Origin of the sequence: uncultured Roseibium sp., assembly GCF_947496995.1 — a bacterium.
Classification (GTDB): domain Bacteria; phylum Pseudomonadota; class Alphaproteobacteria; order Rhizobiales; family Stappiaceae; genus Roseibium.
In genome coordinates, this window is the sequence record NZ_CANMFD010000004.1 from 366328 (window position 1) to 387705 (window position 21378).

Annotated in this window: 21 protein-coding genes and 1 tRNA gene; 10 read left to right on the forward strand and 12 right to left on the reverse strand. The window is 61.0% G+C overall.

Annotated features, from left to right (window positions below):
• Positions 1-69 precede the first annotated feature (69 nt).
• Together Q1B40_RS17690 and Q1B40_RS17695 are read left to right on the forward strand one after the other, a co-directional pair.
• Positions 70-540: an Lrp/AsnC family transcriptional regulator gene (locus Q1B40_RS17690; RefSeq protein ID WP_299817754.1), complete on the forward strand. Its 471-nt coding sequence runs from the start codon at positions 70-72 to the stop codon at positions 538-540.
• Positions 541-740: 200 nt separating this feature from the next.
• The gene (locus Q1B40_RS17695) at positions 741-1622 is read left to right on the forward strand and encodes an SMP-30/gluconolactonase/LRE family protein (protein ID WP_299817220.1); all 882 of its coding nucleotides are present in this window, start codon (positions 741-743) and stop codon (positions 1620-1622) included.
• Positions 1623-1826: 204 nt separating this feature from the next.
• Here the strand turns inward: Q1B40_RS17695 and Q1B40_RS17700 are convergent, their stop codons facing one another.
• The 4 genes from Q1B40_RS17700 to Q1B40_RS17715 all read right to left on the reverse strand — a co-directional run bounded on the left by Q1B40_RS17700 (position 1827) and on the right by Q1B40_RS17715 (position 3936).
• Entirely contained in the window at positions 1827-2060 is a 234-nt protein-coding gene (locus Q1B40_RS17700) for a hypothetical protein (protein ID WP_299817222.1), read from the reverse strand.
• A 79-nt stretch (positions 2061-2139) separates the two neighbouring features.
• Positions 2140-2727 carry a hypothetical protein gene (locus Q1B40_RS17705; RefSeq protein ID WP_299817224.1) on the reverse strand — a complete coding sequence of 196 codons (588 nt, stop codon included), beginning with the start codon at positions 2725-2727 and terminating at the stop codon, positions 2140-2142.
• A 133-nt stretch (positions 2728-2860) separates the two neighbouring features.
• Positions 2861-3667, reverse strand: coding sequence for a rhodanese-related sulfurtransferase (locus tag Q1B40_RS17710; protein ID WP_299817226.1), 807 nt, complete (start codon positions 3665-3667; stop codon positions 2861-2863).
• Between the two features lie 193 nt (positions 3668-3860).
• A tRNA-Lys gene (locus Q1B40_RS17715) sits at positions 3861-3936 on the reverse strand.
• A 661-nt stretch (positions 3937-4597) separates the two neighbouring features.
• On the opposite strand from Q1B40_RS17715, the gene Q1B40_RS17720 reads away from it, so the two are divergent.
• Both Q1B40_RS17720 and ilvN read left to right on the forward strand, forming a co-directional pair.
• Positions 4598-6373: an acetolactate synthase 3 large subunit gene (locus Q1B40_RS17720; protein ID WP_299817228.1), complete on the forward strand. Its 1776-nt coding sequence runs from the start codon at positions 4598-4600 to the stop codon at positions 6371-6373.
• A gap of 26 nt (positions 6374-6399) precedes the next feature.
• The gene (gene ilvN, locus Q1B40_RS17725) at positions 6400-6972 is read left to right on the forward strand and encodes an acetolactate synthase small subunit (protein WP_068417794.1); all 573 of its coding nucleotides are present in this window, start codon (positions 6400-6402) and stop codon (positions 6970-6972) included.
• On the opposite strand, the gene Q1B40_RS17730 is transcribed toward ilvN, so the two are convergent.
• Positions 6969-8126 carry an acyltransferase gene (locus Q1B40_RS17730; RefSeq protein WP_299817231.1) on the reverse strand — a complete coding sequence of 386 codons (1158 nt, stop codon included), beginning with the start codon at positions 8124-8126 and terminating at the stop codon, positions 6969-6971. The two genes, ilvN and Q1B40_RS17730, sit on opposite strands and share 4 nt — an antisense overlap.
• 6 nt (positions 8127-8132) lie before the next feature.
• Positions 8133-9173, reverse strand: a complete 1041-nt coding sequence (locus Q1B40_RS17735) for a sterol desaturase family protein (protein WP_299817233.1) — start codon at positions 9171-9173, stop codon at positions 8133-8135.
• Between the two features lie 260 nt (positions 9174-9433).
• On the opposite strand from Q1B40_RS17735, the gene Q1B40_RS17740 reads away from it, so the two are divergent.
• Positions 9434-10255: an arylamine N-acetyltransferase gene (locus tag Q1B40_RS17740; RefSeq protein ID WP_299817235.1), complete on the forward strand. Its 822-nt coding sequence runs from the start codon at positions 9434-9436 to the stop codon at positions 10253-10255.
• 50 nt (positions 10256-10305) lie between these two features.
• On the opposite strand, the gene Q1B40_RS17745 is transcribed toward Q1B40_RS17740, so the two are convergent.
• Complete coding sequence (locus Q1B40_RS17745) at positions 10306-11049, reverse strand: 2OG-Fe(II) oxygenase (RefSeq protein WP_299817237.1); 744 nt, start codon at positions 11047-11049, stop codon at positions 10306-10308.
• A gap of 242 nt (positions 11050-11291) precedes the next feature.
• Between Q1B40_RS17745 and serA the strand changes: the two genes are divergently transcribed.
• Positions 11292-12536 carry a phosphoglycerate dehydrogenase gene (gene serA / locus Q1B40_RS17750; protein ID WP_299817239.1) on the forward strand — a complete coding sequence of 415 codons (1245 nt, stop codon included), beginning with the start codon at positions 11292-11294 and terminating at the stop codon, positions 12534-12536.
• Positions 12537-12549: 13 nt separating this feature from the next.
• Here the strand turns inward: serA and Q1B40_RS17755 are convergent, their stop codons facing one another.
• Together Q1B40_RS17755 and Q1B40_RS17760 are read right to left on the reverse strand one after the other, a co-directional pair.
• Positions 12550-13809: a diguanylate cyclase gene (locus Q1B40_RS17755; RefSeq protein WP_299817757.1), complete on the reverse strand. Its 1260-nt coding sequence runs from the start codon at positions 13807-13809 to the stop codon at positions 12550-12552.
• A 457-nt stretch (positions 13810-14266) separates the two neighbouring features.
• Positions 14267-15016, reverse strand: a complete 750-nt coding sequence (locus Q1B40_RS17760) for an SDR family oxidoreductase (RefSeq protein ID WP_299817241.1) — start codon at positions 15014-15016, stop codon at positions 14267-14269.
• 95 nt (positions 15017-15111) lie between these two features.
• On the opposite strand from Q1B40_RS17760, the gene Q1B40_RS17765 reads away from it, so the two are divergent.
• Positions 15112-16038, forward strand: coding sequence for an AraC family transcriptional regulator (locus tag Q1B40_RS17765; RefSeq protein ID WP_299817243.1), 927 nt, complete (start codon positions 15112-15114; stop codon positions 16036-16038).
• A 12-nt stretch (positions 16039-16050) separates the two neighbouring features.
• Here Q1B40_RS17765 and Q1B40_RS17770 read toward each other — a convergent pair whose 3' ends face one another.
• A complete protein-coding gene (locus Q1B40_RS17770) occupies positions 16051-16554 on the reverse strand; it encodes an isochorismatase family protein (RefSeq protein WP_299817245.1) in 504 nt (167 codons plus the stop codon).
• Positions 16555-16646: 92 nt separating this feature from the next.
• On the opposite strand from Q1B40_RS17770, the gene Q1B40_RS17775 reads away from it, so the two are divergent.
• From Q1B40_RS17775 to Q1B40_RS17785, 3 genes are all read left to right on the forward strand, one after another.
• Positions 16647-17582, forward strand: coding sequence for a GlxA family transcriptional regulator (locus Q1B40_RS17775; RefSeq protein WP_299817248.1), 936 nt, complete (start codon positions 16647-16649; stop codon positions 17580-17582).
• Positions 17583-17712: 130 nt separating this feature from the next.
• Positions 17713-18462 carry a pyridoxine 5'-phosphate synthase gene (locus Q1B40_RS17780; protein ID WP_299817250.1) on the forward strand — a complete coding sequence of 250 codons (750 nt, stop codon included), beginning with the start codon at positions 17713-17715 and terminating at the stop codon, positions 18460-18462.
• Positions 18463-18534: 72 nt separating this feature from the next.
• Positions 18535-19083, forward strand: a complete 549-nt coding sequence (locus Q1B40_RS17785) for an NADPH-dependent FMN reductase (protein WP_299817252.1) — start codon at positions 18535-18537, stop codon at positions 19081-19083.
• 15 nt (positions 19084-19098) lie between these two features.
• Here the strand turns inward: Q1B40_RS17785 and Q1B40_RS17790 are convergent, their stop codons facing one another.
• Together Q1B40_RS17790 and Q1B40_RS17795 are read right to left on the reverse strand one after the other, a co-directional pair.
• A complete protein-coding gene (locus Q1B40_RS17790) occupies positions 19099-19908 on the reverse strand; it encodes a siderophore-interacting protein (protein WP_299817254.1) in 810 nt (269 codons plus the stop codon).
• A gap of 404 nt (positions 19909-20312) precedes the next feature.
• Positions 20313-21338, reverse strand: a complete 1026-nt coding sequence (locus Q1B40_RS17795) for a substrate-binding domain-containing protein (protein WP_299817760.1) — start codon at positions 21336-21338, stop codon at positions 20313-20315.
• Between the last annotated feature and the right edge of the window lie 40 nt (positions 21339-21378).

A 21378-nucleotide genomic window follows, 5' to 3' on the forward strand; every position in this document is an offset into this window, starting at 1 on the left:
CAATTTGATAAATGTTCAAATATTCCGTCGAACATAGCCTGAAACCAAGCAGTATGTGCGATGCAACACGTGAACCTCGATCGTCTCGACCGGAAAATCCTCGATGTCCTTCAAAGCGACGGCCGCATCGCCAATGCGGATCTTGCCGAAAAGGTGGGCCTGTCCGCTTCCGCCTGCCTGCGCCGCATGCGGGCTCTGGAAGAAGCCGGCATCATCGAAAAATACGTGGCGCTTCTCGACCAGCGCAAACTTGGCCGGCGCATGGATATCTTCGTCGAGATCTCCCTGACCGGCCAGTCCCGCGAGACGCTGGAAAACTTCGAACGGGAAGTCGCCCGCTCCGATGAAATCATGGAGTGTTTCCTGATGGCGGGGGATGCGGATTATATCCTGCGGCTGACCGCCGAGGATCCCGTGGATTTCGAACGCATCCACCGCGATCATCTCGCCCGGCTTCCCGGTGTGCTGAGGATGAAATCCTCTTTCGCCATCCGGCCCGTCGTGCGCCGGACGGCGATTCCGCTCGACAGGGATGTCTGACCGGCCTGGCAAGCAGTGCAACGAAGTCGGCCGGACGGTTATGGACCTCCGCACGCGCCCGGATGTGTCATTATCGACACGCGTAGGGTTGAGCGCCCCATGGGTGGGCCATGGACGCGCCAGCAGTCTCGACGCCGGATGCACTGGCGGCTATAGTCCGCGTCCATTGAATAGATTGGCCCTTCAAGGAACCCGTTCCGGTGTCCCACACGATTACCCGTTTTCTCGACACGACCTATCAGCTTGCCGAATGCCCGACATGGGATGACAGAACGAACCGCCTGCTGTGGGCGGATATCCAGGGCCGGACCATCCAGTCGATGGACTGGGCGAGCCGGGACATCACAACCTGGCATTTCGACAACGAGGTCGGCTCCTTCGGCCTGACGGAGGATGACCGTCTGATCGTCTGTGTCTGGGACAAGGTTCTGCTGTTCGATCCGCGGACCGGCGCCAGCGAGGTTCTGGCGGAAGTCCAGACGGACGAACCGCGCACCCGGCTGAACGACGGCAAGGTCGGCCCGGACGGTGCCTACTGGGTCGGCACCATGGACACCAGTTCCCCGCGTGAACCGATTGCAGGCCTCTACCGCGTGACCGCCGACGGCGAAGTCGCCGAGATCCGCGACGAGCTCCAGTGCTCGAACGGCCTCGCCTGGACCCCGGACGGCAGTTTCATGTATCACTCGGACAGCTCTCCGGGCTGGATCGAGTATTACGGCTTCGATCCGGAGACCGGCACGCTCGGCTCCAAGATGCTCTTTGCACAGCAGACCAACAAGACCGGCCGTCCCGACGGGGCCACGGTGGACGCAGACGGAAATTACTGGAGTGCCGGCGTCTCCGCCGGGCTGCTGAACTGCTTCGCCCCGGACGGCAGTCTGCTTGAAGCGATCCGAATGCCGGTCGACAAACCGAGCATGCCCTGCTTCTGCGGCCCGGATCTCGACCACCTGATCGTCACCAGCATCAAGCAGCCCGCCGCCCCGGCGGCAGTCGAACCGGACACACTTTCCGGCGGTCTGTTCCTGGTGGAAGGCCACGGCCGCAAGGGCCTGAAGACTTACAGGTTCAAGGTCTGAGCCTCCGAGGGGATCGCAGAAAAACGCTTTCCAGGGCGCCGCCCCGGCCTCGAGCCTGGGCCTCTCCAGAACGCAAAAAGGTTCCGGATCTCGTCCGGGACAGCGCGGAGAATGTGGGGTCGACGAGCCTCGCGCTCAGGGTCATTCCAGAGCCGATAAAGGTTTCAATCGTTCCTGAACCCGTGATTGGAATACGGTGGCCGCTCAGTTCGAGCTGTCGCTGCTGGTCCCGCAGGTCTTCAGCGCTTCGATCACCTGCTGCGCGGTAACACCCGGCAACTGGATCTTGGTCTCGCCGTAAAGATGCACGACCGCCGTTTCGCCTGTGGCGGTGCTTTCGTTGAAGATCCGTACCGACTGGTCCTCGGGAATGAGAACCGCCATCGACCCGTCCCCGACACTCAGCAGGATGGAAGACGCAATCAGGGTACAGATCATGGTTCGGTTCCGGGTTCTCGCATCAGGGCCGGCCTGTAAAGACCGGCCTGTCGGGATTCAGCGTATCGCGATCAGCCGATCAGTAGCGACAGCCGCGCACACGCACGGGGCGCCAGACGGTCCGTGAGGGCTGCACCAGCACCTGCCGGCTGACCGTCCGGTAGACCGCCGGCTTCTGCACCACACGCCGCGTGGCGGGCTGGACAAGCACCTTTTCCTTCACATGGCTGTAGATGGCCGGCTGACGCACGGCAACGCGAGACGCCGGCCGAACCAGAACCTGCTGGCCGACGGACCGGTAGACAGCCGGATGCTTGACCTTGCACAGGATGTTCCTGCCCTTGATCATCCGGTACTCCCAGCCGATGCTGGCCGGCTGCACCTGAACCTTGCGGTACTGTGTCTGGTAGACCGCCGGAGAGGCGCGGTAGCTGACCCGTTCGGGCTGCACCAGCACGCGCCGGGTCTGGTAGCTGTAGACCGCGGGCTGCTTCACCACGTAACTGCTTGCCGCCTGAACCAGCACCCGCTCCTGCACTGTCCCGTAGACGGGTGGGACCGTCGCCTGCTCATAGCAGGACAAGGCGCGGCCTCCGGCCGATACGGATGAAACGAAAAACGGGCTGAACGCCAGAACGGCGAGCGCGCTCCAGAACCTGTGACGCATGAACTGTTCCCCCAAGTCCGGTGCGGAGATCGAAAATACGATAATCCGCTCTGCACTCTGACTTTAGGGAAGAACCTCAAGGGGTTAAAGCGAAAAAGTTAATTTTCGTTAACAAATGGCACGAGGTGCGCCTTCAGGAGCCGCTGCCGGACCCCTGCCCCTTGTCGTAATCGGTGTCTTCATTGATGACATGCCGGGCCGCCTCGGGCACCCATTCGCCCCAGCGCGGCTGCAACTGGTGGTCGACGGAGACGCGGTCGTCGAAGACGAAACATTCGCCCTTCCACAGGCTGTTCGCCTCAGGAACCTTTTCCAGATAGTTCAGGATACCGCCTTCCAGGTGATAGACCTCATTGAAGCCGTTCTTCAGCATCCAGGCGGTCGCCTTTTCACAGCGGATGCCGCCGGTGCAGAACATGGCGACCTTCGGCTTCTTCCTGAGCTCGTCCTGACCTTCCACCCAATCTGGAAATTCGCGGAACGACTGGGTCTGCGGATTGACCGCCCCCTCGAAGGTGCCGAAGGCGTATTCATAGTCGTTGCGGGTATCGACGACGACCACGTCCGGATCGGAAATCAGCGCGTTCCAGTCTTCCGGCGGCACATATTCGCCGACGATCTCGTTCGGATCGACACCATCGACCGCAAGGCGCACGATCTCCTGCTTCAGCCGCACCTTCATGCGCTTGAACACATGCCTGTCGCACCAGGATTCCTTGTGGGAGAGGCCCGTAAGCCGCGGATCGGCGCGCAGATGCGCCAGAACCGCCCGCACCCCGGCCTCCGGTCCGCAGATCGTGCCGTTGATGCCTTCGCTCGCAAGCAGCAGACTGCCGCGCACGTCCCGCGCCTCGCAAAAGGCCTTCAACGGCTCGCGCATCGCCTCGAAGTCATCGAGCGGGGTAAACATGTAAAGAGCGGACACGAGAAAGTCGTTCATCGGACGTGTTCTTTTTCTTGAAAGGCACCGGGTCGGTCAGGATGCAACTGCAATCCCTCCACGAGCTTCTGCTGGCGCCCTCTATACATCCTCGGCCCCTTGCGTGCCAAGTCCGCAGTTTCTCTGATCAGACACCGGCCACTTGGGTACACAAAACACCCTTGGCTGCGAAATTTTATATTCAGAGAGAAAATGGTGGGTGAGTGGGGGCTCGAACCCCAGACCCGCTGATTAAGAGTCAGCTGCTCTACCAACTGAGCTACACACCCACAGGCGAAACGCCGCAACGAGTGTGCAGCGCGCCGAATTCGGGGTGTATATAGTGCCTCCCCCTCCGGCGCAATGGGGTTTGCGACACTTTTTTATCATTGCCGTCATGCGCCGGGCGCAAACCGGGACACACGGGAGATCCGGAGCAGGACCGGGGTTTCAAGTCACTTTCTCACGCCCTTGTTCATGGCCGTTTCCGGCAATTTTCAGAAACATCGCGCGACTTTGGCGCAATTTTCGAAATTAGCGCTTGACCGTATAAATCCGCCTCTCTAGGGTGCGGCGCATCAAGTCCGGGCGGATATGACCGGCTTGTGCCGGCTTTCCGGACGGGTGATCCCGCCGTCAGGCCGACGTGGAAACCGCCACATCTGCTATCCGGCAGGGCCATCGGGCCTGCAGCATCAAAGGACCGGGACGACATGATGATGTCGCTCATTCTAGTAGTGGTAGGAAAGCGCGCCTCCGAAGCGGGATAGCCCCGTTTGGACAGGATGGCGCGCGACCAAGGCTCCCTCAGGGGCCTTTTTTTGTACCCGTCTCCTGAAAACGCTTCCCGGCACCACCCGGATCTTCGATGCCGCATGCACGTGGCCGAAAGAAAAACAAATCGTGAGCCAAAGCCTGGAAACCCAGGCGGTCAATGCAAGGACGGAACGAATGACACGGGAAATGACCGGCGCCGAAATGGTCATCCAGGCGCTGAAGGATCAGGGGGTCGACACCATCTTCGGCTACCCGGGCGGTGCTGTACTTCCCATCTATGACGAGATCATTCAGCAGGAAGGCCTGGAGCACATTCTGGTGCGGCACGAACAGGGTGCCGGCCATGCGGCGGAAGGCTATGCCCGCTCTACCGGCAAGCCCGGGGTTGCCCTGGTGACATCCGGCCCCGGCGCCACCAACATGGTGACCGCGCTGACCGACGCGATGCTCGACAGCATTCCGCTTGTCTGCATCACCGGCCAGGTGCCCACGCACCTGATCGGCAACGATGCCTTCCAGGAATGCGACACGGTCGGCATCACCCGCCCCTGCACCAAGCACAACTGGCTGGTGCGCAATGTCGACGATCTGGCGCGCGTCCTGCACGAGGCGTTTTATGTCGCCACCTCCGGCCGTCCCGGCCCTGTCGTGGTCGACATTCCCAAGGACGTCCAGTTCGCCACCGGCACCTATCAGGGCCCGACACCGAACCCGGCGGCGGCCCACAAGAGCTACCGGCCGCAGTTGAAGGGCGACGCCGCCTCGATCCGCGCTGCGGTGGAGCTGATGGCGAACGCCAAGAAGCCGATCCTTTATACCGGCGGCGGTGTCGTCAATTCCGGCCCGCAGGCCTGCCAGTTGCTGCGCGAACTGGTCTCGCTCACCGGATTTCCGGTCACCTCGACGCTGATGGGCCTCGGCGCCTATCCGGCGTCCGGCGAGAACTGGCTCGGCATGCTGGGCATGCACGGCACCTATGAAGCCAACATGACCATGCATGACTGCGACGTGATGGTCTGCATCGGCGCCCGTTTCGACGACCGCATCACCGGCCGCACCGATGCGTTTTCGCCGAACTCGCGCAAGATCCATATCGACATCGACCCCTCGTCGATCAACAAGACGATCAATGTCGACCTGCCGATCATCGGCGATGTCGGCCATGTCCTCGAGGATCTGGTCCGCATCTGGCGCTCCTCCGCCCTGAAGACCGACAAGCCGGCCCTGAAGGACTGGTGGACGCAGATCGATGCCTGGCGGGCGCGCAATTCTCTGGCCTACAAGCCGAGCAGCGACGTCATCATGCCGCAATATGCGATCCAGCGGCTGTATGAGCTGACCAAGCACCGCAAGACCTTCATTTCCACGGAAGTCGGTCAGCATCAGATGTGGGCGGCCCAGTTCTACGGCTTCGAGGAGCCCAACCACTGGCTGACCTCCGGCGGTCTCGGCACCATGGGCTACGGCCTGCCGGCTGCCATCGGTGCGCAGGTCGCCCACCGCGACGCCCTGTGCGTGGATATCGCCGGCGATGCCTCCATCCTGATGAACATCCAGGAAATGTCGACCGCGGTTCAGTTCGGCCTGCCGGTGAAAGTGTTCATCCTCAACAACCAGTACATGGGCATGGTACGCCAGTGGCAGCAACTGCTGCACGGCAACCGCCTCTCCCACTCCTATACCGACAGCCTGCCGGACTTCGTCAAGCTGGCCGAGGCCTATGGCGGCGTCGGGTTCCGGGTGCAGAAGCCGGAAGATCTGGACGGGGCAATCGAGGAAATGATCGCCGTCGACAAGCCGGTGCTGATGGATTGCCGGGTGGCCAATCTCGCCAACTGTTTCCCGATGATCCCGTCGGGCAAGGCTCACAATGAAATGCTGCTGCCGGACGAGGCCAATGACGAAGTCCTCGCCAACGCCATCAGCGCCGAAGGCAAGTCCCTCGTTTAAGGCAAGGCACAAGGATAGTATCGAAAATGAACGCTCAAAATGTTGATGCGCCTTCCGCCTATTTCCTGGCCGAAGTCAGCAATGAAATCGAAACCCATACCCTCGCGCTTCTCGTCGACAACGAGCCGGGTGTTCTTGCCCGTGTGATCGGCCTTTTCTCCGGTCGCGGCTACAACATCGACAGCCTCACCGTCTCGGAAACCGAGCACGAGAAGCACCTGTCGCGGATCACAATCGTGACGACGGGCACGCCGATGATCATCGAGCAGATCCGCCACCAGCTTGACCGGCTGGTTCCGGTTCACCGGGTGACCGACCTGACGGTGCGCGCCCTGCGCGCCAATCAGGACAAGCCGCTGGAGCGGGAACTGGCGCTTGTGAAAGTGACCGGAACCGGCGAAATGCGCCTGGAAGCGCTGCGCCTCGGCGACGCCTTCCGCGCCACGGTGATCGACGCGACGACGGAACATTTCGTCTTCGAGATTACCGGCAGAACCTCGAAGATCGAGCAGTTCATCGCCATCATGAAACCGCTCGGCCTGGTGGAAGTGTCCCGCACCGGCGTCGCCGCAGTCCAGCGCGGCACGGAAGGGCTCTAACGCCCGGACGCCAATCGGACCAGCGCCAGAACGCGGCGGCGCTGGTCATTTCCCGTTCTTGCCACCGACAGAACCGTCTTGCGAAACACACCGAGCCTGCGTTCGAACAGGGCGGCGAACGCCATGGACAGTGCAAAGACGACCGCCAGCAATATGAAATCGTAACCGGGAACGTCACGGAACCGTCCCATCGCGCTGCCTGCGAACTGCAGCAAGGGATAGTGGACAAGGTAGAGCGAAAAACTACCCCCCGCCGCCCAGACCACCGCCTTGCGCAGATCAGCCGGCACACGTGAGAGAGCGCCGGACCGAGTGAGCGCCGCGACACCGGCGAAATTCACCGCGACCAGCACCGCCAGCATGTTGTTCCAGAAGAATTCATCCGAAAAGCGCAACAGCATGCCGATCTGTGCATTCGTCAGACCTGACCCCTGTTCGGTGAGTTGCATGAGCAGGCCGGGAACGTCTCCGGCGAGACAAAGACCATAGACGGCGACCGGTCCTGCAATCATTGCCCACGACAGCGCCGGACCTGCACGGAAGTCCGGCCGGGAGATCACCTTCCAGGTCCAGACACCTGCGAGCCAGGCCGGCAGCAGCAACAGCGGTTTGTAACCGCACAACAGCGCTATCAGACACAGGACGACAAGTCGGACGCCGCCGCGCAAATAGACCGCCGCGGCAAACAGACAGTAGTAGGCCACTTCATAGCTCAGCGACCAATAGGGACCGTTCGTTCCCAGGCGCAGACCGGAAAGACCCCACTCCCCCGTAAACGTCAGACCGGTGAAAAGAAATTGTTGCGCAGAAATGGCATTGTACCACCAGCCGTCATAGGCTTCAGGCCACAGAAGGACACCGAGCCGGTCCGCAGCGAAGGTCAGGAGAAGAGCGGGAAGCGCGACCGAATAAAGGCGTGTCAGCCGGTTGAAGACAAACACACCTCCGGTCTTGTCCTTCCGCTCGGCGGCGAAGGCGATCACCAGACCGGACAGAACAAAGAAGACGACGACCGCGTCGCTTCCCAGATTGAGCTCCCGGATCCAGAGATAGCTTCCACCGGTAAACCGAGGGTAGGCCCAGTGGGACAGAAGCACCAAGAAGGCAGCGCTGAACCTGACGGCATCAAGATAAAGGGAAAGACCTCGGGTCATCGCCGATCATTCGACCGGCTCAGGCGGTAACATCGGGTCCCGCGAGGCCAGTTCGACCTGGGAGCCTGCCCGCCTGCCGCGAAAGATTCTCCGGACTTCCCTGTAGGAAGACTCGACCGGTTCGATCAGCGCCCTGCGCAAGGACGGGTGGGGCTGCTCCATCAGCTGGCCTTCGGCATCGGCCAGGCCGAACACGAGGTCCTCCCGCTTTTCGGGAATGTAAAGCGATCCGAACATCCAGTCCCAAAGGGCGAATATCTCGCCATAATTCTTGTTGTGATGTTCAACCGCGGAAGAGTGATGGATCTGGTGTTGAGCTGGCGAGATCAGGATATGTTCCAGCCACCGCCCGTAGCTGATCCAGATATGCGAATGGCGGAAGTTTGCGCCGAGCAGATTGAAAAGCACGTAAATGACGTTCGCCTGACCGATCTGCAGGTAGCTCACCTTGTCAAAGGTCGCGTAAAGCACAAGACCGGTGATCAGGCCGATCGCAAGGTTCCGGACGAACCCGTTGATCAGGTCGTAGACCGGATGCTTGCGGTAGACGGTTATCGGCGTCATCACCTCGGCGGAATGGTGGACCGCGTGGAACGGCCAGAACACAGACCATTCATGATGCAGCCGGTGAACCCAATAGGTGCAAAAGTCGGCGACGACAACAAGGACAACGGTCACCAGTACAGTCTGCCCCAGAGGCGATTGCGCCATCGGCCCGGCAGCAGCCTCGCTCCCCGTGGTTGCCAGTCCGTCCAGGCTCTTCATCACCGCAACAATTGTCAGCGGACTGACGAAAAACAGATTGAAGACCCCGAACAGCACGAGCAGTCGCCCGGCAAAAAAGATCTTGATATCGTTGAGATGAGAGGCGTGCAGATAGATGGACTTCGGAAACAGCCAGGAGAAAAAGCCTGTCAGCCCGGCTCCCCGCTCCCTGAAGAAATATATCGCTGCCCCGATGACTACAGTGGCCACGACATAGAGAGGCGCTATCCTGAGGTAGAAGCTTCCCAGAAAAGTCTCATAGATCTGATCAAGATATCCCATGCCGGCGCTGTTCTCTTCGTCGAAACCGGCATCACCCAATCAGACCCGGCAATTTTACATATCCCTACCCTATCCAGCAGCGCTTAACCTTTGGTAACGGACCTGGAATTGAAGACCGGCTGCACGGCATGAGGGAATTCTCCTAAATTCCGGCAGGCCGCCGAGCGCAGTCCGGATTGGCATTAATCCCTCCCGGGCCTTTGACGGTCAGCCTCTCCCGCCTACATTCGGCGGGTCTTTTCTTTTGTCGGGAACACGCCATGACCTTCGATATCGCCGCATACCTCCGCCGGGTCGGTCTGAAGACGTGTTCACCGGACCTCGGCGGGCTGAAAAGCCTGCAGGCCGCTCAGATCGGTGCGATACCTTTTGAAAACGTGCTGCCGTTTCTCGCAAAGGTGCCGGTTCTCGATCCGGACAGTCTCTGGCAAAAACTCGTCATCCAGCGCTGCGGCGGCTACTGTTTCGAGCTGAATGCACTGCTTGGCGACGCTCTGGCCGCGCTTGGGTTCTCTGCGCGGCAGGTGCTCGCCCGCGTTCGTATGGGCGCCGCCGAGGGTGGCGCGCGGACCCACCTGGCCTTCGTGGTCACGCTGGATGGCGACGAGTGGCTGGTCGATGCCGGCTTCGGCGGCCAGGCACCGGCACATCCCGTCAGGGTTTCCACCGGTGAACAGCAGATCCGCGATCAGGTCTACCGGATCCGTTTTGAGGAAAGCTCCGCTGAACACGTTCTGGAACGCAAAACAGAGGACGGCTGGTTTCCGCTCTACGGCTTCGACCGGGTGGACGTGCGCCATGCGGATATCGAGGCCGCCAACTATCTGTGCGCGACGTCTCCGAACCAGTCCTTCGCCGCGAGCATGAAGTTCTACCGGCTGACGGAAACCGGCTTCATCAGTTTTCTCGACGGACGCGCCCGGCTGGTCGGCAAGGACGGAAAACGCGAGTGGCAGATCCGGGACGTGGATGAACTGACCGGGTTCATGCGGCAGGATATCGGGCTTGGCTATGGCAACGATGTCATTGAGGCGATCGCCGAACGGCTGAAGCAATTGCGGCTGACGCCTGCGCCGGGCTGAGACTGTTAATCCCAACCAGTCAAACGGGCGTCAGCTGAATACGGCAGGTTTCAGACCCTGCTCATGATGTTGATGGTCAGCGTCTTGCGCATCGGACCCGTCTCCGGTCCGGTGATCGGCTCGACGTGGTGCCAGGAATTGTAGGTCTTCACGAACAGCACGCACTGGTTCGGCTCGAACGGAAATGTCTTCAAAGTGTCGACTTCCTCGAAGCTCATGGCCTTGTTGAGATGGTTGAAGATCTTCGTGCGGTCTTTCGGCAGGCAGACGGATGTGCCCCCGCCCCAGGTGTTATCCCAGGCATCGGGCTCCATCATCGACAGGACAAGCGTGACGAGCTTGTTCGGCGCGTCGGTGTGCGGCACGATCTGGCCGCCGTCGGCGGGCATCATCGAGAACTCGAACCGTGCGTGCAGTTCCGTCTGCCGCCGCACCCGGCTCATGAAACTTGCCCGGTGAGAGCCCCGCCCGGACAGAACACGCAGCCGCCTCAGACCGAGATCGATATTGTTGGCGGCAAGCATCGACAGGACATTTTCGACAAAGCCCGGCGACTTCACATGATCGTAGAAGGATTTCCACACCGGCGTCTGCGACAGGAAACTGTCGTAATTCTCCGGGTTGTTCAGTTCGGACAGGGAATATTTGTGACCAAGGTTGGGTTTGTACTCGAAAAGGTCCTTGGCCGGATAGGTCTCGACGAGCGCCCGATAGGCTTCTGCATCGAGAACGTCTTTGACGTAACAGACCGGATAGGGTTCGTAATCGAATTGCGCATTCTGGTATTGCAGCATGGATCCCGGGCGCCTTGAAGTTTGTAATGCGGAGTGCGGCAAAGCCGTATCCCGGATAAGCGCCGGATTCAATGAAAGTTTTATCTCCGTGCGGACGCCTCACCCGGACGGATTCAGCTCACGAGACCTATCGGCGACCTAGACGCGACACGGATGAGCGCGTATACGACACCGGCAATTCGCGCCCGTTCCGGCGCGCTTTTTTCTGACAGGTTCAAGTTCAAAGAAAAGGCTTCACGCACATGATCCACGGTCTGTCCCGGCCGAAGAACCAGATCCGCTGGCTGCTGCTGGAGGGCATTTCGCCGACAGCGCACGCGATTCTGGAAAAGAACGGTTACACCAATGTGGAAGTCCTTCCCGGCGCTCTTGAGAAAGATGCGTTGATCGAAAAGCTGCAGGGTGTCCAGATTCTCGGCATCCGCTCCCGGACACAGCTGACGGAAGAGGTTCTGGAAGCGGCCAAAAGCCTCGTCGCCGTCGGCTGCTTTTCGGTCGGCACCAATCAGGTGGACCTGAAAGGGGCGCTGACACGGGGCATTCCGGTCTTCAACGCCCCCTTCTCCAACACGCGCTCCGTTGCGGAACTGACGATCGCCGAAATCGTCATGCTGATGCGCGGCATCTTCACCAAGTCCTCAGCTGCCCATCAAGGTCGCTGGATGAAGAGCGCCGCCGGCTCTCACGAGGTGCGCGGCAAGACCCTCGGCATCGTAGGCTACGGCAACATCGGCACCCAGCTGTCGAACCTTGCCGAAGCCATGGGCATGCGGGTCATCTATTTCGATCTTGTCGACAAGCTGCAGCACGGCAATGTCATGCCGGTGGAAGGCCTCGACGGCTTGCTTGCCGCCTCCGACGTCGTCTCCCTGCACGTGCCGGACACGCCGACAACGCGCAACATGTTCCGCGCCGAACACATCGCCAAGATGAAAAAAGGCGCGTTCCTCATCAACAACGCCCGTGGCAAGGTCATCGATATCGACGCCCTTGCCGAGGCGCTGAAGTCCGGTCATCTGGCCGGCGCCGCCATCGACGTGTTTCCGGTCGAGCCGAAATCCAACAAGGACGAGTTCGTCTCGCCGCTCCGCGGTCTCGACAACGTCATCCTCACCCCGCATGTCGGCGGCTCGACGGAAGAAGCCCAGGACCGGATCGGCGAGGAAGTTTCCAAACGGCTGGTCGAATATTCGGACGTCGGCTCCACCATCGGTGCAGTCTCCTTCCCTCAGGTTCAGCTTTCCAAGGGTACGGAAGTGACGCGCTTCATCCAGGTGCATCACAATGCGCCCGGCGCCATGCGCACCCTGAACGACCTCTTCACCCGGCATGATCTCAATATCTGCGCCCAGTACCTGCAGTCCCATCAGGACATCGGCTATGTGGTTCTGGATGTGGACAGCATGGTCGACGAGCCGGTCAGGATCCTCGAAGAGATCCGCGCCCTGCCGAACACAATTCGCGCAAGGCTGCTCAACCGGGTCTGAGCGACCCGCAGTTTCAGGCGCTCGGAGCCGGGCCGCAGACCCGGTTCCGGCCGCCCTCCTTTGCTGCGTAAAGCCTGAGGTCAGCGCGTTTGAAAAGAGCTTCAAGCGTCCTGCCGTCCTCCGGCGCGCTGGACACGCCGATGCTGACGGTGACCTTTTCGGGCAGATAGACCTTGCTGAAGCGTTCGATCATCCGTCGCAGCCGGTCAGCCAGGGAGGCCGCACCGTCCACCGGCAACCGTTCGCACAAGAGCACGAATTCCTCGCCGCCCACCCGGTAGAGATGGTCGTCCGTCCGCAGGTTCTCCGCGAGCAGCCGCGCAACCAGTTTCAACACTTCGTCGCCGGCCTGGTGTCCGTAGCGGTCATTGACCAGCTTGAAATGATCGATATCGATCACCAGAAGCGAGACCGGCCGCTTCTCCTCAAGGTTCCTGGCGATTATTCCGGGGCCCTTTTCGGCATACTGGCTGCGGTCCAGCGTCCCCGTGAGGTGATCGCGGATGGAGGCCTCCAGAAGCTGCTTGTAACGTTCGCGATAGGTCAGAACCTGAAAGACGTCCTGCAGCGGCCGGGTCGAGAGCCAGCTGTCCTCGTTGTCGAAATACTTCAGGTAGGCCAGCAGCAGCCCCGAATAGACGATCGTCGCCACCATCTTGGCCACCCAGCCGCCGAAGAACACATGCCACGGCGCGTCGGAAACGTAATGAAGGGCCAGAAAGAAGCCGGCCTGATCGAAGGTGAGCACCAGAGCGCCGCAGACCAGGAACCGCAGCCCCAGATTTCCGCCGAACCATTTGCCGATCCGCTCATACAGAACGATGATTGCAATCGCGTCGATAAACAGCAGCAAGGTTCCCCACACCATCAGGAAACCCATCTCGTCGACAAAGGCAATGTCAGGGCTGCGCCCTTCGGTGACGATGATCGTCTCATGGTTGCGCAGGATCATTACCAGGGCGACGATCAGGAAATTGCCGATCAGAAGTCCGTAGATCGGCTGGCGCACCACCAGCGCGTCCTCGCGGATATAGAGCAACAGGATCATCAGCAGCTTTCCGGAGAACAGCACCGTGGAGCCTGGCGAAACGATGCCGAAAGGCAGTTCTATGTAGAAAATGCTGGCGAGATAGGTTTCCAGGAAATGCATGACGCCAAGGGCGCACATGAAAACGCCTATGCCGATCACCCTGCGCGCTCTGAGCAGAGCCATCATGACAGTGAAATAGACGGCCGCCTGGGCGAAGAGAAGAAACGCGTTGAAAATTGCCATATCCAAGCTCAGCTTTTCCCGGCGGACCAGATCATGGTCTCCAAGACACCGAAAATGAGATGAATTTCAGAATCGGAAGACAGCGCCGCGTCTTCACTCCAGCTTGCCTCACGTAGAGTATGCCATGATTGTTTTGACAAGCCATTTTGGCGAGGAATTGGCCTGACAGTGGTCATTTTCCCCTGATCCCGCCAGATTGCAACCGAAACGACATGAAGGCCCTCCGGTGCACCAAAGGCCGGAAGTACGGCTCCTTCAGGCAGGGGCAAGATGTTGGTGGCTCGTGATCGAAATGGACCGGTTCCGCGCATCGGCAAGCAAAACGCGCCTTGTTCAACGCTCAACACCGGCAAGGCCCAGGGCATTTCTGCCCTGAGCCTGCTCATCCCTTAATACAACAGATTTTCAAATCCCCGGTCGCCTCCAGCCGGAGGTCCGTGCCCCGAGGCACCGGCCATCAGGCCGCCAGAGCGTCCGCGTCCGCACCTGCGGTCTGGCTCATCGGGCAGTCGGGATCAATCACCGCCCGCCAGATTGCTGCGACGACATCCTCGGCATGGGTGATGTCCGCATTCGCGGCAGCAGCCGCGGCGGCGAAAACCTGTTCCGCCTGAGCGCGGTAGGCGTCGGGAATGCCGCCCGCCTCCGTCATCAGAACCTTCGCATTTGCCCCGAAGCTGGTGCCGGGCGCCCTGCCGGGAAGGACCAGCCTTGTGCGGATGCCGAACGGTTCCAGCTCGAGCGCCAGACACTCGGTGAAGGCATTCACCGCCGACTTGCTGGCGGTATAGACCGGCAGCAGTTGCAGCGGTTTCAATGTGGTGCTGGAAGAGACATTGACGATTGTCCCGGAGCCCCTTGCGCGGAACTGTGGCAGGACGGCCCGGATCACCTCCATCGTGCCGAATGTATTCGTCTCGAAAATGGAGCGGATGGTATCCGGCGGCGTCCCCTCAAGCGGCCCCATCCATCCAATCCCAGCATTGTTGACCAAAGCATCGACGGGTCCGGCCGTCTCGACCGCACGGGCAATCGAGCCACTGTCGGTCACATCAAGCGGCAACACACGCAAACGGTCCGATGCGCCAAGAAGATCCTCACGCGGATTGCGCATCGTGGCAACGACGGACCAGCCCTCGCCGAGGAAATGCCGGGCGGTTTCCAGCCCGAAGCCCGAGGAACATCCGGTGATCATCACGGTTTTCATGAAGCGTTCTCCTGTTTGTGGAAGACCGCACTATCGACAAGACAGATCGTACTTTCTATAATCAGAAATCCGCAATGATTTAGCAAAAGTCCGAAATGTCTGATCCCCTGTCCGAAATCATCGCCCTGCTGCGACCGCGCGCGCCCTCCTCGAAACTGGTCGACGCGGCCGGTCCATGGCGTGTGCGCCGAACCGAAGTTGAACAGGTCTATTATTGTCTGCTTCTTGCCGGTCAGGCGCGCCTTGAGATCGACGGCAAAACGCCGCTCGATCTGCAGACGGGCGATTTCGTTCTCCTCCCGGCCACCCAGGGCTTTTCCATGTCGAGCGTCCATCCGCTTCCCCCGCCAGGACTGGAGAGCCGTCCTCTCATGCGTGAGGAGGGCATCGTCCGGCTGGGAGTTGAGGAGGGACCGGCCACGGAGCAGCTCCTCATTGGCTATTGCAGCTTCGGGTCACCTGATGCCGGGCTTCTTGTTTCCCTGCTGCCCGATATGGTCGTTGCCCGGGGCGAGCAGCGGCTCGGCGACCTTGCCGGTCTTGTCCGCGACGAAGCCCGGGCGGAGCGCCCGGCCCGGGATGTCGTTCTGGAACATCTGCTGCAGGTACTGTTGATCGAAGCACTGCGCTCGGGCGCCGAGACCGGCGCCACGCCCGGCCTTCTGCGCGCGATGGCGGACAAGAGGCTCGCCGGAACGCTATGCGCCATGCATGCCGAACCCGGACGCTTGTGGAGCATCGCCGACCTGGCACGGGAAGCGGGCCTGTCTCGCTCCGCCTTCTTCACCCGGTTCAGCCGGATCGTGGGCATGCCGCCGATGGATTACCTGCAGAACTGGCGCATGACGCTGGCCAAACACATGCTGAGAACGCGCCAGAACAGCATTGCAGAGATTGCCGAAAAGGTCGGCTACGGCTCGACCAGCGCTTTCAGCGTCGCCTTTTCCCGCCGCGTCGGCCAGCCGCCGGCCCATTACGCCCGAACGGCTGGAAACGCCATGCAGATGCCGCGGGAAGTATAGGGTCAGGAAGATTTAACGCCAGATATCGCCCGAAGTCGCGACCCGCAGTTTCGAGGCCAGCGCGTTCAACGCAATCTTGTGCACAGCCTCGGTGGGCGCGGCACACAGGTCGCCGATGACGGTCACGTCGAATGGGTCGGCCGAACGAGACATTGCCGTGAACACCACGCAGTTCTGGGTCATCATCCCGCAGATCAGCAGCTCGGTCACCCCTTCCAGATATCCTGAGAGGTCGGTGTCCTGAAAAGCATCAGCCACCTGCTTGACCACCACGGGCGCCTCTCCGGCAGCAGCGAGGATCGCCGGCCGGATCGCCGTTCCGCTTGCGCCGGCTGCGAACAGTCCGGTCAATGCGTTTGAGACATGCTGCACCAGAACGACAAGCTCCCCGGCCTTTTGCGCCTGGCCGATCGCGGCAACGATGCCCGCCTCCACCTCCTCGGCCTGATGCAGCGGCAGGGCGCCGCCGGCGAAATAGTCATTCTGGATATCGATTACGAGAAGGGCACGGCTCATCTGTGGAACTCCTTTTGCTGTTCCTCCGGTTTACTGCCGCTATCCGGTGTTTTTCAGTGGCCCGAAGGACATGTTGGGACTAAATTGGGCCAATGCGCATCGCCATCATCGCCTATCAGGGCATCAGCCCCTTCATGCTGTCGACGCCGCTTGCGGTATTCGGCGAGCCTTTTCTCGCCAGCGGCCATGACGTGGTGGTGTGCGGTGAAAGCGGCCGGATCTCGGCGTCGGGCGGCCTCGTCATCGAAACCGCCCACCCGCTTGACGCAGCAGGCAAAGCGGATCTCGTTATTTTTCCCGGCTGGCGGGATGCGAGCGAGCCGGTCTCACCGGAAATCGTAGCGCAACTCCGGTCGGCTCATGAACGCAATGCCCTGGTTGCCGGCCTGTGTCTCGGCGCTTTCGGGCTTGCCGAGGCAGGACTTCTTGACGGCCGGCGCGCAACAACCCACTGGGCGCGGGTCAAGGAGCTCGGCGCGCGTTATCCGGCGATCCGGATCGATCCGCAAGCGATATATGTTGACGACGGCCAGGTGGTGACCTCGGCGGGAATCGCCGCCGGTCTCGATTGCTGCCTGCATCTGCTGGCCCGCCTCTCCGGCGTTGCCGAAGCCAACCGCGTTGCCCGCCATCTTGTCGTCGCGCCGCAGCGCGGTGGCGAACAGCCGCAATTGATCGACCGGCCCGCACCAGCCACATCGGCGGAGCACCGCGTTGCCGATATCCTGGAACAGCTTTGGGCAGATCCCGCACAGACCCCGTCCCTGGACGACCTCGCCTCCCAGGCCAACATCAGCCGCCGCAGTCTGAGCAGATATATCCGTGCACGCACCGGCGGCAGCCTTGGCGGCTGGCTGCGCCGCGCCAGGATCGCCCACGCCCAGGACATCCTGCTGCGCGGCGAAAAGGGACTTGAGCACATCGCGGCCAGCAGCGGTTTTCCTGACGCCCCGTCCCTGCGCAAGGCCTTTCGCGCCGAACTGGGCATGACGCCAACACAATGGCTGGCGAGGCAGCGGATCGGATAAGGCCCGGGACCGGAAACATTGTCCCTAGAGACAATTTCCCGTTTGACATCAATGGCTTTCAAAATAATCTTGCAGGAATGATCCAGACGCTTAAAGCGGGCTGGTAACAATTTCATCCGGATTTCCGACAATGGCCGCTGTTTCCCGCCTCTCCGTCAACGTCAACGCCGTCGCCATGCTGCGCAACCGCCGCGACCTGCCCTGGCCGAGCGTCACCGGACTTGCCGCGATTGCCATGGAAGCAGGTGCCAAGGGCATTACCGTGCATCCGCGCCCGGACGAGCGCCACATCCGCAAGACGGACGTCTTCGAGCTGTCCGAGCTGATCGAGGACCGGTTCCCGAACAAGGAACTGTGCCTGGAAGGCTTCCCCACCACGGATTTCATGCAACTGGTCGAGGCGGCCCGCCCGGAGCAGGTCCTGTTTGTGCCGGACGATCCGGAGCAGACCACCTCGGACCATGGCTGGGATTTCGCCAAAGATACCGCAGCGCTTGAAACAGCCATCGCTGCCGCTAAGGAATGGTCAGTGACCGTGTCGCTCTTCTGCGATCCGGATCCCGCTGCGCCCGAACATGCGGCCCGGCTGGGTGCGGAGCGGATCGAGATCTACACCGGCCCCTATGGCGCCTGTTACGACGATCCGGCCAAAGCGGTGAAGGAACTCGACAAGGTTGTTGCCACGGCGGAAGCTGCCCGTGCCTGCGGCCTCGGCGTCAATGCCGGGCACGACCTGACGGTCGAAAATATCCCGGCGTTACTCGCCCGCGCTCCCTTCATCCGTGAAATGTCCATCGGCCACGGCTTCACCGCCGATGCACTGGTTTGCGGGTTCGCCGAAAGCGTCAACCGGTTCCGCAAGGCGATGGGTGAAGTCTGACAACGGGCTAACGGCTCACATGCAACGACGAATCCGCTAGGCTGTCTTCATTCTCGGAGTCGGACCGGTGCCATGCACTTTCAGATCATCACCTTTTGCGGCAGCCTGCGTGCCGCCTCCTCCAATCGGGCACTACTGACCGCCGTGGAGCGGCTTGTCCCGGAGGGGCTTTCCGTCCGTCGATATGAAGGCGTCGCCAAGCTTCCCCACTTCACCCCGGATCTGGACCATGACACCCTCCTCCCGGCAGCGGCGCGGGACCTGCGCGATCAGGTTGCCGCGGCAGACGGCCTTTTGTTCGCGGTTCCCGAATATATGCACGGCCTGCCCGGAAGTTTCAAAAACACGCTGGACTGGATGGTCGGCTGTCAGCGGTTTCCTGGAAAACCCGTCGCGCTTGCCCACGTGAGTGCCCGGCATGCTTTCGCACCGGCGCAGCTTGAAGAGGTCCTGAAGACGATGGCCGCCAGGATCGTTCCGCAAGCTGGCTTCAATCTGGGCCTGACCACAAACGATGTAGACGTGGAGTTTCTCTGCAGCAACGCCGGCCACAGGGCGGCAATCGTGGCTGCACTCGAGGCAATCAGGAAATCCCTGTGCCCCGGACCGCGGCACAAGTAAGGGCATAAGAAGCCCCTACGCCTGAACCGCCGCCGCTTCCGCGCGTTTCATCTGCTGGTGCTGGTCTTCGATCAGCCCGATCTTCCAGTATCCGGAAATGTAGGTGTCCTTCTTCGGCACGCTCCGCTCGTTGTGCAGATAGTCGCGCAGCGCCCGGATGACCGAGCTTTCGCCGGCAATGCAGGTCTGAATGGTTCCAGACGGCCAGTCCAGCCCACGGATCAGGTCCACCTGTGCGGTCGAAGGCTTGTGGACGTCCTCCTGAACGAGCCAGGTCACCTCGACGCCCGTCGGCGCGGTTATGCTGCGGATGTCCTCCGTGGAAGGCACCTCGAAAACGGCAACCCCCTGTGCGTCCGCAGGCAGGGCCTCAAGCGTTGCCTCGGCTACCGGCAGAGCCGAGAGATCGGCGGCGACCAGGTACCAGTCCGCGTAAAAATCCGTGAGTTTCGCCGGGCCGGGGCCCAGAAGACCGAGGAACGAGCCCTCCGTTGCGCGCTGCGCCCAGCGCGTTGCCGGACCGTTGTCACCATGAGCGACGAAATCGATGTCCAGCTCCAGGCTCTCGGGGCGAAAGCTGCGGATGGTATAGGTCCGCACCGCATGAACCTTCTCCTCGGGCCCGTCGGGCGCAAAAAAGGTTTCGAACTCTTCACGGCTTTCGCCCTCGCGCGGCAGGATCAGCTTGCAGTTCGCGCCCTCATGTCCCGGCGGAAAGCCTTCCAGCTCGGGCCCGGCAAAGGTGACGCGGATCATGTTCGGGCTGAGATAGTCTGCACGCCGGACTGTAAGGACCCGGGGAAGGCGTTTCGGACGGCTGGCCAATGGAGCACCTCATAAAGCTGAATATAATATTCAGGATTTAACACCGGCACTTGCGTATTTAAAGACCCGCGACGCAGATAAATTGAAGACAGTCCGTCACCATGCCTCTTTTCGCATCTCTTGAACCATGAAAACCCGGCATCTCTGCCGGGCCTTCCAGACTGTCGATAACCCTTCAATTCGTCATCCCGGACGCAGCGGAGCGTAGATCCGGGATCGGTGAGCCGAGGGGTATTTATAGAAAGACCTCATTTACGACAATGGCTTGCAGCTCTCCGATCCCGGCTCGCGCTTCGCTTGGCCGGGATGACGGCGGTTGTCATCATGCTGAAAAGCCCGGCATCTCTGCCGGGCTTTCGAAGTTTGTTGCTCATCCGTTTCCGCTGTTAACGACGGCTGGCGGATTACCGCTTGGGCAGCGGGATCCACTCGGCGGTGGAGACATCCGCATGCTGGAACTGCGGCATTTTCTCGCCGAGGTCCGACATGTTCTTCACGTCCTGTTCGTTGAGGAAGTCCTGGGTGATCAGCGTCGGCGGGACGATGACCTGCTTGCCCGGGTTTTCACCGGCCAGCATCAGCGCAAGCGTACGCACGCTCACTTCGCCGACAACGGCCGGGTTGGTTGCGACCGTCGCGGCCCAGGCACTGTCCGGTTCGCGCATGGCGGAAATATCCGCGGTCGAGACATCGGCGGAGTAGATCTTGATGTCCTGGCTGAGGCCTGCTTCATCGACGGCGATCTTCACGCCCTTGGCGAATTCGTCATAGGGGGCGAAAACGACGGAAATCGTCGGGTTGGCCTGCAGAACGGACCGTGCCTGGTTGGCGACCGAATTGGCGATAGGGTTGTCAAGCGTGCCGAACATGGCCGCTTCCTTGATGCCGACATTGGCTTCCTTGACTTCCTTCCAGGCAACGTCACGCCGGTCGAGCGGGGCAATGCCCGGCACATAGACATAGCCTGCGGTGAAGCTGTCGCCATTGTCCTTGATGGCTTGTTCCAGGGCCAGCTTGCCAAGAAGATAATCGGACTGCTCGACCTGGGGAATGGCATCATTTTCGACGTTGACGTCGAAGGCAACGACCTTGATCCCGGCCTCGACCGCACGTTGGGCGGCGGGTTTCATGGATTCCGTCAGCCCATGTTGGATGATGATGCCGTCCACGCCCAGCGCGATTGCCTGATCGACCATGTCGGCCTGAAGAGCGGCATCCTGGCGGCTGTCCAGCACGCGCAAGTCCACGCCGAGTGCCTCGGCCTGTTTTTCGACGCCTGAAAGATAGGACTGGAAGAAGTCACCGGTGGACAGGTAACGCACCAGCGCGATCTTTACATCCTCGGGCTTATCGAACGGAGCCGGCATGTCGGCGGCGAGCGCAAGGCCACTGCCGGACAGTCCCAGCCCGGCGGCAACCGCGAGCTTCATGAATTCACGTCTCAACATTGTGTATCCTCCCATTTTTCGA

Coding starts and splice junctions, on each gene's coding strand:
- Q1B40_RS17700 (WP_299817222.1), bottom strand. CDS start 2,060: ATGATCTGTACCCTGATTGCGTCTTCCATCCTGCTGAGTGTCGGGGAC.
- Q1B40_RS17705 (WP_299817224.1), bottom strand. CDS start 2,727: ATGCGTCACAGGTTCTGGAGCGCGCTCGCCGTTCTGGCGTTCAGCCCG.
- Q1B40_RS17710 (WP_299817226.1), bottom strand. CDS start 3,667: ATGAACGACTTTCTCGTGTCCGCTCTTTACATGTTTACCCCGCTCGAT.
- Q1B40_RS17720 (WP_299817228.1), top strand. CDS start 4,598: ATGACACGGGAAATGACCGGCGCCGAAATGGTCATCCAGGCGCTGAAG.
- ilvN (WP_068417794.1), top strand. CDS start 6,400: ATGAACGCTCAAAATGTTGATGCGCCTTCCGCCTATTTCCTGGCCGAA.
- Q1B40_RS17730 (WP_299817231.1), bottom strand. CDS start 8,126: ATGACCCGAGGTCTTTCCCTTTATCTTGATGCCGTCAGGTTCAGCGCT.
- Q1B40_RS17735 (WP_299817233.1), bottom strand. CDS start 9,173: ATGGGATATCTTGATCAGATCTATGAGACTTTTCTGGGAAGCTTCTAC.
- Q1B40_RS17740 (WP_299817235.1), top strand. CDS start 9,434: ATGACCTTCGATATCGCCGCATACCTCCGCCGGGTCGGTCTGAAGACG.
- Q1B40_RS17745 (WP_299817237.1), bottom strand. CDS start 11,049: ATGCTGCAATACCAGAATGCGCAATTCGATTACGAACCCTATCCGGTC.
- serA (WP_299817239.1), top strand. CDS start 11,292: ATGATCCACGGTCTGTCCCGGCCGAAGAACCAGATCCGCTGGCTGCTG.
- Q1B40_RS17755 (WP_299817757.1), bottom strand. CDS start 13,809: ATGGCAATTTTCAACGCGTTTCTTCTCTTCGCCCAGGCGGCCGTCTAT.
- Q1B40_RS17760 (WP_299817241.1), bottom strand. CDS start 15,016: ATGAAAACCGTGATGATCACCGGATGTTCCTCGGGCTTCGGGCTGGAA.
- Q1B40_RS17765 (WP_299817243.1), top strand. CDS start 15,112: ATGTCTGATCCCCTGTCCGAAATCATCGCCCTGCTGCGACCGCGCGCG.
- Q1B40_RS17770 (WP_299817245.1), bottom strand. CDS start 16,554: ATGAGCCGTGCCCTTCTCGTAATCGATATCCAGAATGACTATTTCGCC.
- Q1B40_RS17775 (WP_299817248.1), top strand. CDS start 16,647: ATGCGCATCGCCATCATCGCCTATCAGGGCATCAGCCCCTTCATGCTG.
- Q1B40_RS17780 (WP_299817250.1), top strand. CDS start 17,713: ATGGCCGCTGTTTCCCGCCTCTCCGTCAACGTCAACGCCGTCGCCATG.
- Q1B40_RS17785 (WP_299817252.1), top strand. CDS start 18,535: ATGCACTTTCAGATCATCACCTTTTGCGGCAGCCTGCGTGCCGCCTCC.
- Q1B40_RS17795 (WP_299817760.1), bottom strand. CDS start 21,338: ATGAAGCTCGCGGTTGCCGCCGGGCTGGGACTGTCCGGCAGTGGCCTT.